7 protein-coding genes and 4 tRNA genes are annotated in these 14,478 nt (G+C 37.2%); all 11 read left to right on the top strand.

Going from position 1 to position 14,478, the window contains the following annotated elements:
- Nucleotides 1-106: 106 nt before the first annotated feature.
- Complete coding sequence (locus B9J78_03525; protein ID MBA2123988.1) at nucleotides 107-1,297, top strand: aspartate aminotransferase; 1,191 nt, start codon at nucleotides 107-109, stop codon at nucleotides 1,295-1,297.
- Between the two features lie 79 nt (nucleotides 1,298-1,376).
- Entirely contained in the window at nucleotides 1,377-2,615 is a 1,239-nt protein-coding gene (locus B9J78_03520; protein MBA2123987.1) for a homocitrate synthase, read from the top strand.
- A gap of 36 nt (nucleotides 2,616-2,651) precedes the next feature.
- Entirely contained in the window at nucleotides 2,652-6,230 is a 3,579-nt protein-coding gene (locus B9J78_03515) for a chromosome segregation protein SMC (GenBank protein MBA2123986.1), read from the top strand.
- Between the two features lie 825 nt (nucleotides 6,231-7,055).
- Nucleotides 7,056-7,131: transfer RNA gene (locus B9J78_03510), tRNA-Lys, on the top strand.
- Nucleotides 7,132-7,159: 28 nt separating this feature from the next.
- Nucleotides 7,160-7,242: transfer RNA gene (locus tag B9J78_03505), tRNA-Leu, on the top strand.
- 25 nt (nucleotides 7,243-7,267) lie between these two features.
- Nucleotides 7,268-7,343, top strand: a tRNA-Gly gene (locus B9J78_03500).
- Between the two features lie 296 nt (nucleotides 7,344-7,639).
- Nucleotides 7,640-8,935, top strand: coding sequence for a trigger factor (locus tag B9J78_03495; GenBank protein ID MBA2123985.1), 1,296 nt, complete (start codon nucleotides 7,640-7,642; stop codon nucleotides 8,933-8,935).
- A 46-nt stretch (nucleotides 8,936-8,981) separates the two neighbouring features.
- On the top strand, nucleotides 8,982-9,578 hold the full coding sequence (locus tag B9J78_03490) for an ATP-dependent Clp endopeptidase, proteolytic subunit ClpP (GenBank protein MBA2123984.1): 597 nt from the start codon (nucleotides 8,982-8,984) through the stop codon (nucleotides 9,576-9,578).
- Nucleotides 9,575-10,735: an aminotransferase gene (locus B9J78_03485; protein ID MBA2123983.1), complete on the top strand. Its 1,161-nt coding sequence runs from the start codon at nucleotides 9,575-9,577 to the stop codon at nucleotides 10,733-10,735. The genes B9J78_03490 and B9J78_03485 overlap by 4 nt, the downstream gene beginning before the upstream one ends.
- Complete coding sequence (locus B9J78_03480; GenBank protein MBA2123982.1) at nucleotides 10,732-12,321, top strand: phosphoglycerate dehydrogenase; 1,590 nt, start codon at nucleotides 10,732-10,734, stop codon at nucleotides 12,319-12,321. The genes B9J78_03485 and B9J78_03480 overlap by 4 nt, the downstream gene beginning before the upstream one ends.
- A gap of 54 nt (nucleotides 12,322-12,375) precedes the next feature.
- A tRNA-Asn gene (locus B9J78_03475) sits at nucleotides 12,376-12,451 on the top strand.
- Nucleotides 12,452-14,478: the final 2,027 nt, after the last annotated feature.

The raw sequence follows: 14,478 nt of genomic DNA, 5'->3' as shown, positions 1-14,478 counted from the left end.
GCACCTTCGCCCAAATTGCCTTCGGCAACTTTCTTTTATCTACAATATGGCTCCCCACATATGGGGTTTTTTGTGACCCTCTCTATGCGATGTACAGGAGTTATGAATGTTGATTTCAAAAAGGGTAAGTCATATCAATCCTTCGCCTACCTTAAATATCACTGACAGAGCCAAGAAAATGAAAGCAGAGGGTATTGATGTTATTGATTTTGGTACAGGCGAACCGGACTTTGATACGCCAATAAATATTAAAAAAGCGGCAAAAACTGCTATTGATAAGGGTTTTACCAAGTACACTGCAAGTTCAGGTATAAAAGAGCTAAAGGATGCAATCTGTCAAAAGTTTAAGTCTGACAATCAATTAGAATATCAACCTGATGAGATCATTGTATCCTGCGGTGCAAAACATTCTATATTTAATATAATTTTTGCTCTTTGCGATGAAAAAAGTGAGATAATCTTACCAAGCCCTTACTGGGTAAGCTATCCGGAAATGATTCAAATAGTCGGGGCAAAAGAAATTGTTCTTAAAACGACACAAAGACATAATTTTAAAATTACACCCCATCAACTTGAATATGCCATTACTCCAAAAACAAAGCTTTTTATACTTAATTCTCCTTCTAATCCCACAGGTATGGTTTATACCAAAAGTGAGATGGAACAGATAAGCAAGATTATTATCCAATCCGGTATTTACTGTATTTCGGATGAAATCTATGAAAAGATTGTCTATGACACAAAGCATACCAGTATTGCTTGTCTTGGTAAAGAAATTAAAGAACGCACATTGGTTGTGAACGGTCTTTCAAAGGCATATGCTATGACGGGCTGGCGTATAGGTTGGACAGCAGGACCAAAACAGATTATTCAAGCAATGTCTAATCTGCAAGACCATTCTACCTCAAATCCTGTCTCAATTTCGCAGAAAGCAGCAGTGGAGGCTCTAACAGGAGATCAAGGCGATTTAAGTAAAATGGTTATGGAGTTTAAGAAAAGACGGGATTATATTATTAGCAGGATAAATTCTATAAATGGATTATCTGCTGTGATGCCGCAGGGTGCATTTTATTGTTGGGTTAATATATCAGATATTTTAGGGCAAAAATTCAATGGTCGTGCAATTGAAAACTCTTTACAAATGGCAGACCTACTTTTAAGTTATGCCCATATTGCTGTGGTACCAGGCTGTGTATTTGGCGATGATAATTATTTGAGGTTTTCATATGCAACATCTATGGAAAATATTATTGAAGGATTAAACAGACTTGAAAAATTTATCAGGGGAATTGGTTAAATTTTTGTCAGTTCAGGAAACCGCCATTTGTCATTTGTCATTTGTTATTTTTTTATTATCTTTATTATAAAGGGGTCTTATGCCGAAGATTTATATTATTGATGTAACAAACAGAGATGGAGTGCAAACATCAAGGATTTGTCTTTCAAAACTTCAGAAGACACTTCTTAATATACACTTGAATAAATTTGGCGTGCTTCAAAGCGAATTTGGTTTTCCCGTTACATCTCATGAGACAAATTATCTTAATGCTAATCTTGAATTAGCAAAAAGAGGTGTGCTGTCTCCCATCAGACTGAGCGGGTGGATAAGAGCAATTGAAAAAGATGTTCAAACTGCGGTGCAAAGATGTCCTGATATAAAATACTTGAATCTTTCAATTTCAACATCTGACCAGATGATTACACATAAATTCAAGGATAAGATGGACTATGTGGCTGTAATAAAAGAAATGAGCAGTGCTGTCCAACTGGCAAAAAAGATGGGCATAAAAATCTTAGGAGTAAATGCTGAAGATGCATCTAGAACACAGATAGAATATTTGATTGAGTTTGTTCAAGCAGCAAAAAAATCAGGGGCAGACAGATTCAGGTATTGCGATACATTAGGATATGATACTCCGTTTACAATATACAAAAATATTAAAAAAATTTTAAGACAGGTCAAAATTCCAATTGAACTGCATTGTCATAATGACCTTGGGATGGTGGTTGCGAACTCCGTTGTAGGCGCTATGGCGGCTGTTGACTCTGGAGTAGATGCCTATATCAATACCTGTATCAATGGTATGGGTGAAAGAGCAGGCAATGCCGACCTTGTGGCAGTTGTTCTTGCATTAAAACACGGGAGCGGTTATAAGGATAGGTATATTTTAGATGAAAGAATTAACCTAAAGATGGCATGGAAGTTGTGTAAATATGCATCATATGCATTTGGGATACCCATTCCTATTAATCAGCCGGGCGTTGGTGCAAATGCTTTTGCTCATGAGTCAGGTATACATGCTGATGGTGCTCTTAAAAATAGACGAAACTATGAACTATATGATTTTGAGGAATTGGGAAGAGGTGAGCCTGAAATTATTGAAACCGGAAGGCAGATTACTATTGGAGAATATTCTGGTATAAAAGGGTTCAGAAATGTATACGATAAAATGGAAGTAGAGTTTAAAGATGAACAGGAAGCCACAAATATTCTTGAACTTGCAAGATACGCTAATGTGCACAATCAGAAACCGCTTGTGGAAGAAGAACTCTGGTTTATTGCAAAATATCCCGATATTGCTAAAAAAATTCTTACAATGACGCCGTTTAACTAATTTTAAGTTTTCATTCCTATTCTTACAAAAACAGGAATGTTGTGCTCACAGGCTCTTAAAACAGGAGATGCATTGGAAGATAAGCATTTTTTAAAGCGTATTACACTATTGGGTTTTAAATCCTTTGTAGACAAAACAGAACTGGTATTTGAACCCGGTATTACCTCAATCGTTGGTCCGAATGGCTGTGGTAAATCAAACATATCCGATGGTTTAAGATGGGTCCTCGGCGAGCAAAATCCTCGCCTTTTAAGGGCTTCAAAAATGGAAGACCTTATATTCAACGGAACCAAGACGGTCCCCCCTATGAACCTTTCGGAATTAAGCGTAGTTTTTTCCAACTTTTCAAAAATTCTTCCCATTGACTATGATGAGGTTACAATTACAAGAAAACTGTTCAGGGCGGGCGAAAGTGAATACTGGTTAAATGGCACTGTTGTGCGGCTAAGAGATATTGAACAACTTTTGGCAGGCACAGGTATAGGAGCATCTGCTTATTCATTTATGGATCAGGGAAGGATGGCACAGATTATTGAATCAAAACCGGAATCCAGGAGAGTTGTGTTTGAAGAAGCAGCAGGAATTACAATGTATGAGACAAAAAGAAGTGAGGCAGAAAGAAAACTCATAGAAACAGAAGATAACATACTTCGTATAAATGATATAATTACAGAAGTAAACAGGCAGTTAAATTCTATACAGAGACAGGTTGTCAAGGCGCAAAGATACAAAGAAGAATTTGAAACTCTTCGTTCTATGGAAGTTAAATTAGCAACGCACAAAGGACTTCTTCTTATGGCACAGAGGGCCTGTGTTAAAGATAAAGCAGAGCAGATATTAGCACAGATAAAAGCCAAATCTGATGAGCTTAAAAAATCACAGGAAGATGAAGAAAAATTAAAAAATGAATTTTTTCAGTTAGAACAAAAACTTGCCAATACAAAGGCTGAACAGATAGCTCTTCAAGGTTCTATACTTTCAGCACAGGAAAAGATAAATACAAACAAAGAATGGTCTGATAAATTAAATTCTTCAAACCTGAAGATTTTATCTGATATAGAATCTTTGGGGGTAAGAAAAGATGCACTTGAATCTCAGATTTCAGAAATTATAAAAAAAAAGGAGCAGACAAAATTAGATATAGCAAACATAGAGACAGAGATTTCTTCTGTGGCAGATAAAGAAAAAACAATTATAGACCAGTTTGAAGCAAAGCAATCTGTCTTAAAACAGTTAAAAGAAAAAATATTTGAACTCCAGACAAAAAGAGCAAACCTAAGAAACGAATACCTAAATATAAATGCCAAACTTAATGAACTCGGTATAAGGCTTCAAAGATACAGAGCAGATACAGAGCAGATACAGAAACAAAAAGATACTGTTTTACAAAACATAGATACACTCGGTGCCGATATTGAAAAAATAAACATAAAAATACAGAAGGCTCAAGTGGGCAGGGATGGTATTCTTTCGCAAATACAGATTATATCAACCGAGAAAAAAAACAAGGCAGAAAAACTTTTAGAATATGAAAAAAGGCATTCTGCAAGTATTTCTAAAACAGAAATGCTTAAAACCCTTGAGAAAGATCATCAGGGATACAAAAGCGGTGTAAAGGCAGTACTTGACGAGGTTGATGCCGGCAGGTTATCAAATATTAAAGGGACACTTGCACAGTATATGCAGGCCAGGGAAGGATTTGAGAAAGCAGTTGAATCACAACTTGAAGAAATTGCAAAATTTCTTATCTGTAAAGATATAGATACCGCACTTATTGCAGCACAGATATTAAAACAAAAAGACCTAGGAAAAGCAACATTTATTCTCTCTGACAGCATTGACCCGTCCCTTATAAATGATAATATGCAGATTCAGGGAGCCTGCAGGTTCACCTCTTGTATACAGGTCCCGGAAGAGATGGAGAAAATGTTTAAAGAGATATTAAAAGATGTATGGTGTGTAAAAAATATAGAAGAGGCAAAGAATATTTTAAAAGACTGTCCTGATATGATAAAACTTGTTACATTAGACGGAGATATCATAACAAGATATACCATTACAACCGGTTCTTTAAACATCTCAGATATAAGCGTTATAGGAAGGCAGGCAAGATTAAGTCAGGCAGAAAAAGAAACATCACAGATTGAACATAGTATCTCAGAAATGAAAAGTCAGATCTTTTTTTTGACAGATAAAGAAAACAGTCTTAACAAAGAGATTTCAGGTTTTACGGAAATGATAAGACAAAAGTCCGAACGACTGGCACATCTGCTTACAGTCCTTAACATTGCAAAACAGAATATGGAAAAAATAACGCAGGAGCAAAAAATCATAGAAACTGATATAGTTCAGACACAGGAAGAAGCTGAACAGATAAAAACCAAAAACAACATCCTTAATTCGGATATATCAAAAATAGAGTCTGAGCTAAAAACTGCAGAAAATCAACTTTTAGATGCCGAAAAATCCATACAACAGATAAATCTTTCAAAACAGGAAATTGCTATTCATAAAACTAAAATTGAAGGGCATCTGGCAAACCTTAAAAATCAGGAAAAACATTTTTTTGAAACGGTGCATGTCTTGCAAAAATCCCTTGAAACAGAAAATCATTCTTTACAGGATAAAACCGCAGAGATTGAGCAAAATAAAACAAGAATTGAAGATATAAGAAATAATAACTTTCAGTTAGAACAGGAACTTTGGATATTCAGGCAAAAAGAAAATGATTTTTTGAAAATCCTTTCTGAAAAAGAAGACAGTAAGAACAAAGCAGGACAATCTTTTGAAGAAAATAGCAATATGCTACAAAATATAAGAAATCTGATAGAAGATTTAAAAAATCAAGAAAGAGATGTTGAAATAGAAATTATCCAGATAGACAAGAATATAGAAACAATAAAAATGCACATAGAAGGAGCATATCACATTGAGATTGATTTAACAGGAAGAGATACTCTTGAACATTGGGACCAGATAGCAACTCAGATAGGTCAATCAAAAGAGCGGATTGCACAGATGGGTCAGGTCCATATGGGTGCCATAGAGGAGAACAGGGAACTGAAAGAAAGATTTGATTTTTTAACCCAACAGCATGATGACCTTGTACAATCAAAAGACTCACTTTTAAAGACCATAGAAAAAATAGATAAAACCGCAAAAGAGATGTTCACACAAACATTTGAAAAAGTCAGAGAACATTTCAAAACCTATTTCGGACAATTGTTTGGTGGAGGCGAGGCTGATATTTTTCTTTTAGACCCTGCAAATTCCCTTATAAGTGGTATTGAAATTGTTGCAAGGCCGCCGGGTAAAAAACTTCAAAGCATTGCACTTCTTTCAGGAGGTGAAAAAGCTCTTACAGCAGTTTCTCTTTTATTTGCCATATTCAAGGTAAAGCCCAGTCCGTTTTGTATATTAGATGAAATAGATGCCCCCCTTGATGAAAGCAATATCGGAAGATTTATAAAACTTTTAAAAGACTTTGTCAGAGACTCACAGTTTCTGATAATTACACATAATAAAAAAACCATAGAAATTGCAGATGTTATATATGGTGTTACAATGGCAGAACATGGAATTTCAAAAGTTGTCTCCGTTAAGTTTAAGAAATAGACAGAGCCCTGTCTTGGCTTATTATTAAAGTCAGGCACGTTTTTTTGTTAGTCATTGCGAGCAACTGAAAAGAACGTGGCAATCACAGTAAAGATGAGACTGCTTCGGGCTTGAGCCCTCGCAACGACAGGATTACTTCAGGCCTGAGCCCTCGCAAATCCAAAAATATTGACTTTTATGTTTATGTTTGGTAAACTATAAAATATTCGCTTCTAAGTGGGTAAAAGAGGAAAAAACAAGGAGGGTATATGGCAGCAGAGTGGAAAAAAAATAAACTGGTAGCAGCAGTATTGGTAGGTATTATCATTATCTGCCTGGTGATAATCATCAGTAAGATTTTTTCCTGAAAAGTATTATCACATGTGTTTATGTTTGGTAGATTGTGAAATGCACTCTTCCAATAGGTAGAAGTTATCATTATCTGCCTGTGGATAATCATTAGTATGGTTATTCCTAAAAAGTATTATTACGAGGCTAACCTTGTGTGTGAGCCTTGTGGACCAGCAAGTTTGTCAGTTAAGAAAATTTCTGGTGCGCAAGAATTCCCCATGAGATGCTCTGTCTGTAGGAAAATGACAGTTAACAGAGCAATGAAGTGTTTTGATTGCGATTATATTTATGCAATTAAACCCATTGATGACCCTGTGGCGATGGAGATAGGACCAGGCCTTATGATACAGAAGTGTCCAGAATGCGACTCTCTTAATGTGGGGGTTCCACCGGGTCCTGTCCTGCCCAGATAATGCCGACAATGCTACCATTATAGAGGGGAAAAAACAAACGCTCCCAAATTATTAAAGATCCGAGGGAGGTCCTGTTTTTTTAGCGCCCTTAGCTCAATCGGTAGAGCAGCGGACTCTTAATCCGTTGGTTGATGGTTCAATTCCATCAGGGCGTACCATTATGTGTGAGCCAAAATTCCGCTTTGAGCGAGGGTGGCGGAACTGGCATACGCGCTAGCCCTAGGAGCTAGTTCGCTTTGCGATTGCGGGTTCAACTCCCGCCCCTCGCACTTGGGGTAGTTTCTGTACTTTTCTGCGGGTGTAGCTTAGCCGGTAGAGCGCCACCTTGCCAAGGTGGAAGTCGTGGGTTCAAATCCCATCACCCGCTCCATATAAGGGATTTGAACCACCAAAGGGGTCTCAGGGGAAAAGGTTAGTTTTCCCCTGTGTTTTAAAAGGAAAGAGAACATTAAGGGAAAAACATTGGTTTTCCCTTAAAGAGCATAAGCGATGGTTCAATTTCCCATCACCCGCTCCATATAAATGTGGCGATGGGTGACAGGTAACAGATGCTCTGGTGACTGGCATAAGAAGTAGGAGGTGATAGGTAGGGGAAAAATGGCGACAGGTGACTGGTGACGGTGAACGGAGAACGGTAAACGGAATTATATTAAAGAAAGGAAATAGATGAATCTTTTAAGTGCGAAAGTACAGAGTTCCGAAGGTTGCAGGAAAGAAGTGTTTGCAGAGGTTTCACAACAGGATTTTCAGGTAGTATATAAACGGATTTTTGAAGATATTTTTAAAAATGCCCAAATTGCTGGTTTCAGAAAAGGAAATGCTCCTCGTGAAATTGTAGAAAAACAGTTTAATTCTTTTGCAGTTGAACAAACCATTAAAAAAATTATCCCGGAAGCATCTACAATTGCATGGGAAAATTTAAAATTCACACCTGTGAGCATTCCTGAGATTACAAAGGTTGATTATAACCCGGGAGGTTCTTTACAGTTTTCAATGATAGTAGATGTTGCCCCCGAGGTTAATCTTCCTGAATATAAAAATATAAAAGTAAAAAAACAGAAGATACAGGTAAAAGACGAGAATATTCAGGGTGTGTTAAAAGAATTACAGGACAAGTTTGCTGTTTTTAAAAAGGTTAAGTCAAGGGCCATTCAAGTCGGGGATTATATACGGTGTGATATAGTTTTTACTGTTCCCGGTGTAGGAGAAGAAAAACAAAAAGGTGTATGGTTTTTTGTTGATGCAAGTTCTGATCTACGGGAGGTTCTTTTTCAATTGGTGGGACTTAATACAGGTGCTACAAAAGAAATAGATGCAAAGGTTCCAAAGCGTGTTGGAAAAGTAGAATATTGGGAAAAGGATGCAAAATTTAAAATAAATATTAGAGAAATAATGGAACGAAGTATTCCTGAATTAAATGATGAACTTGCAAAGAAGATGAAATTTTCCAACCTTGAGCAATTGAAAGAGTTTGTTCAAAAAAATGTTGAAAAAAACGTAAGAAACCAGAGCAAGGCAGATTGCTTCCAGCAGATTATTGACCATTTACTTGAAAAAACAAGTATAGATATTCCGCAGAGCCAGGCAAAATTTAAACTTGAAAGACTTGTAAGGGAACAAAAAGTGGATCTTTTTAAAAAAGGTGTTCCGGTAGAAGAGATAAATAAGCAGGAAGAAAAAATCCTAGAAGAACTAAAACCGGTTGCCGACCGTCTTACTAAACAAAATTTTTTACTTACCGCAATTGCACAAAAAGAAAATCTTGTAGCAACAGAAGAAGAGGTGAACGGTGCTGTTTTACAAATGGCACTTCACTACGACCAAAAACCTTCTGAAATGCGTAAGATTTTAGAAAAGGAAAATGCAATTGATGGGCTTTATGACAGAATTACGGAAGACAAGGTCTTAAATTTTCTTTTGGAAAACGCAAATGTTGAACAGATAGAGACTCTGAGAAACTAAAGATAACAAGTAATCGGCTCACAAGCAAGAGAAAAGAGGGGGAAATATGGATGGATTGATACCAATGGTCATTGAACAAACAGGACGCGGAGAAAGGGCATATGATATATATTCAAGATTACTTAAAGAGAGAATTATATTTATTGGTTTTCCTATTGATGATATAGTTGCAAATCTTGTAATAGCCCAGATGCTTTTTTTACAGATGGAAGACCCTTCTAAAGACATAAACATATATCTGAATAGCCCAGGTGGTTCTGTATCAAGCGGGCTTGCCATATATGATACAATGCAATATGTACAGTGCGATGTTGCAACATATTGTGTCGGCATGGCAACAAGTATGGCAGCTGTTCTTCTTGCCGCAGGTACAAAAGGTAAAAGGTATTCTCTTCCCAATGCAAGGGTTATGATACATCAGCCCTGGGGAGGAGTGCATGGCGCCGCAGCAGACATAAGCATACAGGCAAAAGAGATACTAAAATTAAGGGACAACCTTAATACTATTATTGCCAAACATACAGAACAGTCTCTTGAAAAAATACAGAAAGATACAGACAGGGATTTTTATATGTCCTCACAGGAGGCAAAAGAATACGGAATAATAGATGAGGTTGTGCTTTTAAGAAAAACTAAAAAATAGAAAGAGAAATGCAAAAAAATTACCTTCTGACCCCAGGTCCTACACCTGTCCCGGAAAGTGCTCTTCTTGCAATGGCGCAACCGATTATTCATCACAGAACACCTCAATTTCAGGCAGTACTGAAAGAGGTTGAAGAAGATTTAAGGTATGTGTTTCAGACAAAAGAAAATGTGTATATCTTTGCTTCAAGCGGAACAGGTGCAATGGAAACATCGGTTGCAAATCTTTTATCTGCAGAAGATAAGGCAATTATTGTAAGAGGTGGAAAATTTGGCGAAAGATTTGGTGAAATATGTGAGGCTTACAATATAACCTGCCTTTATATAGATATCCCATCCTGTGAGGCTGTTTCAGCATATCAGATAAAGGAATTACTTAATAAAAATCCAGGTGTAAAGGCTGTTTTTACTACACTTGTTGAGACATCAACGGGTGTTACAAATAATATAAAAGAGATTGCAAGTGTTGTTTCTTCAACAGATGCGGTTCTTGTTGTAGATGCCATAAGCGGGCTTTGTTCTGTTCCGTTTCATATGGATGAATGGAAAGTGGATGTTGTTGTTGCAGGTTCACAAAAAGGTTTAATGATACCGCCGGGATTATCATTTATTGCATTGAATCAAAAAGCATGGAAGTCAGTAGAGTCTTCAAAATCTTCCAGATACTATTTTGATTTGAGAAAGGCAAAAGAAGCACTTGATAAGACAGACACACCATTTACACCAGCAGTAAGCCTTATCATAGGGCTTGCCGAGGCCTTGAAAATGATAAAATCAGATGGCCTTGAAAATATATGGAACAGACACGAAACAATGGCAGATGCAATAAGAGCGGCTATTGCGGCCATGGGTTTGTGTCTTTTCCCCAAGCAAGGCGCAAGCAATGCGGTTACCGCTGTAAATGTTCCAGCCGGTATAGATGGTGAAAAACTTGTCCAAACACTTAGAGACAGATATGGGGTCGGAATTGCAGGTGGACAGGAAGAACTTAAAGGAAAGATATTCAGGATTGCAACAATGGGTTATATGACGCAATGGGATGTTTGTGTAGCATTATGCGCATTAGAGATTGTTTTGATAAAGATGGGTTATAAAATGCAGGCAGGCGTTGGATTAAAAGCAGCAGAAAAAGTATTTATAGAAAGAGCAGATTTATGAAAATACTTATAAGCGATTCTCTTTCAGAAGAGGGTATAAATATTTTAAAACAGGAAAAAACTTTTCAGGTAGATGTCCATACAAAACTAACCCCCGAGCAGTTATTGAACTGTGCAGGCGAGTATATCGCCCTTATTGTCCGAAGTAGCACGAAGGTTACAAAAGAGGTTATATCCGCTGGTAAAAATTTAAAGTATATCGGAAGAGCAGGTGTAGGGGTTGACAACATTGATGTTGATGCTGCAACAAAAAAGGGTATTGTTGTTATCAATACACCGGGCGGTAATACCATTTCAACAGCAGAACACACTTTCAGTATGATGCTTGCACTTTCAAGAAATATACCCCAGGCAAATATATCTTTAAAGTCTGGTGTATGGGATAGAAAAAAATGGATGGGTGTTGAACTTCAAGGCAAAACCATTGGTATCATAGGGCTTGGGAGAATCGGAACAGAAGTTGCAAAAAGGGCATCCGTTTTTGGAATGAGGGTTCTGGCATATGATCCTTTTATTTCATTGGACAAGGCATCAAAGATGGATATAGAACTTGTCCAATTAAACACACTGCTTGATAAGGCAGACTACATAACCGTTCATGTACCTCTAACAGAAGAAACAAAGTATATAATAGGAGCAAAAGAACTGTCCATTACAAAAAAAGGTGTTCGTATAATAAACTGTGCAAGAGGCGGCATCATAGATGAGACTGCTCTGGCAGAGGCTATAAAAAGCAAACAGGTTGCCGGTGCAGCATTTGATGTGTATGAAAAAGAACCTCCTCAAAAAGAACACCCTTTTTATTCACTTGAAAATGTGATTATGACCCCGCACCTGGGGGCTTCTACAGAAGAGGCACAGGCTGCTGTTGCAGTTGAGATTGCTTATCTTATAAAAGATGCGCTAACAGGAAAAGGGATTAAGAATGCTGTAAATATACCATCATTGGGGATAGAGGCAATGAAAGGGCTTGAGCCTTATCTTTACCTTGCAGAAAAGATAGGGCTTATTCAAGCGCAAATTTTAACAGGGTATGTATCAGAAGTATCCATAGTCTACAGTGGAGATGTGTCTTTGCTTGATGTTGGTATGGTAAGCCGCGCAGCTATAAAGGGATTTCTTACTCCTGTTGTAGGAAGTTCTGTTAATTATGTAAATGCAATGATAATAGCACAGGAAAGAGACTTAAAGATTGTTGAATCCAAATCAACAACTTTTTCAGATTTTGCAAATCTTATATCTGTTTGTGTCCAAACAGACAAAGTAGAGAATACCGTTGCAGGCACACTTTTTACAAAGAAAAACCCAAGGATAGTAAAAATAAATCAGTTCTATGTTGATGTGAGTCCTTCTGGCAATATGCTTCTTATTGACAACATAGATGTTCCGGGTATTGTAGGAAGTGTAGGGAGTATATTAGGTAAGAATAACATAAACATAGCAGGTATGACATTTGGAAGAGAAAAACCGGGTGGAAAAGCAATAACAGTTTTAAATATTGATAGTGCAGTGCCTGATAATGTACTTGAACAAATTAAAAATTCTAAAAATATAACCGGTGTGAAACTTATCAAATTAAGTTTTTAAGTTTTATTGAGGATTTTGATATTTTGATATTTGTCATTTGCTATTTTATTGTATTCCCCCGTAGCTCAGTTGGTAGAGCGAGTGGCTGTTAACCACCAGGTCCGAGGTCCGAGTCCTCGCGGGGGAGCCAACATACAATCGCTGCAAAAATCCGAACTTTTGGATTTGCAGTTTAAATATAACTTTTTAGATTTTCTAGTTCGCATATAAGCAACAAAAATGTCTATTATGTAACTAAACTTTGGCAAATTTAGCCTTTTTACCCTGTAACAGCATAGTTTAACCTAAGCTGTTTATTCTTTGATATAGCCAACCTGAATACTTCATCCGCATCTAACTTCTTTTGGAATTAGCTATAGCTCCAAAAGATAAAGGAGCGTAAGATCTCACCTGCTGCCATCTGACACTTGCCGCCAATGATAACAACACTGGCTTTGAGCCATCTATAAAGGCTGCCTTTTGTATTGGTCTGAAGAACTGTATAGGCTAAAAACAGAAGATTCCAGTGACAACAGGTACCTCTCATAAGCCTCGCCTCACAATCTTTATAGACATAGGTTCTGCTTGGCATCCCGGTAGAAGGTCTCAATCGGCCAACGCCTCAGGTAACAGGTTAAGATTTTCTCCATTGGCCACTCCTTTTTGTTGGTTACCAGATAAAAAGGGTCTTCTTTAAGATCAGGGTCAAGAAAAGAGATGATAATCTTTACCCGATACCGGCCTTACGCGTCCTTAAAGTGCGAGAAAAACTCCAAACATCTACTATCTGTCCATCTCTTTCCTTGATTTGAGGTTTCTTAAAGAAGTCAGGAGAAAACATCTTAAGGTATTTGCTTAAAGAAATCCATTTGTCTTTAACGGAAACTTTACGATTTGACCGAGAAGCGAATATCCAGGACTTACCTGATAAGGCCTGTCAGATACTCAGCAAAGAGGCGTAATTGACTCTTGTTGAAGATTGAAGAGAAAGGAGGTAATATTCATTCTATGAAACCTGGTATTCGGACAATTGGTAACATTTTTCCTCCTGGTTTTGTTAGCAATAGTATAACACAGAAATCAGGCAATTTTGCTATCCTTGCCAAAGTTCAGTATCTAAGAGCCACCAGTTAAACCCTTTCTTGTCTTCTTCTACAGATATAAACCAGCCTGTCTTGTCAGTGCGTCAATGTTTGACAAACAGGGCCTTTTCTCTGAGAAGGGGTTATGTCCCACATTCCGCAAAGAAATTCTATACATTTCTGTGACAGTCCCTTGCCAATAGAGAGATTTGATAGATTTTGAAAATTCAATCTTTTACTTTATGGTCTAATAACATTTCTACATAACTCATTGCTATATTTGACAGATAGGTTTTTATTGTGTATAGTATGCAATCAAACAAAGGAGACTGCATATTATGCACTTAACCTAGGGTACTTGTCATTATAAAGAGAAAGAGTATACTTCCTACAGTATTGCTGAATTATATCGAGAAGGAAAAATAGTTAGGAAGCGGATTCTTTTTCCTCTGGGTAAATTATCAGAAACCCAGGCAGCACAAATTAAGCTCATCCTGAAAGTAGTTAAGGGAAAAGAGTCTATTCTTTCCTGTATTGAGGATATCGTTCCCTTAAAATCTTTATCTTATCTGGAGGTAGCGGTGGCTAATAAATTATGGAAAAACTGGCAGATGGATAAAGCCTTTAATGAAAACAAAATAACCAATAGCTCTATTTCCACTCCCTGGTTGCCAGAGTATTAGCTATCAACCGCTGTCTGGAGCTTACCTCCTGTTATTCCATCCAGGATTGGATAAAGACAATCGCCCTTCCCCAGATTCTTAACTTTGATCCTGAGACTCTCAATGATGATAAACTCTACCAGAGCAGATTAAAGTAATAGAAAGTCTCAAAGAACATTGGAAGGGATTAACTATCTTTGTAAAGCATCTTTTGCACCTATAGATAATAATCTGGCAGAAAGATGTTTTAAGATGTCAGTTCTTGGCAGGAAAAATTACTACAGCAATCACTCTGAGATAGGGGAAGAAATAAAGGCTGTTTTTTTACAATGACCCAGAACTATCTTTTAATAGATCAGACTCTTGCAGCTGTTTAGAATGCTACTTTGAAGAATATGCTAAGGAAATGGTCTTTCTAAAGACTTGAGAAGATT

This window comes from bacterium Unc6, assembly GCA_013626165.1.
Lineage (GTDB): Bacteria > Omnitrophota > Gorgyraeia > Velesiimonadales > Velesiimonadaceae > Velesiimonas > Velesiimonas alkalicola.
This window is presented reverse-complemented; position numbering and strand designations above follow the sequence as displayed.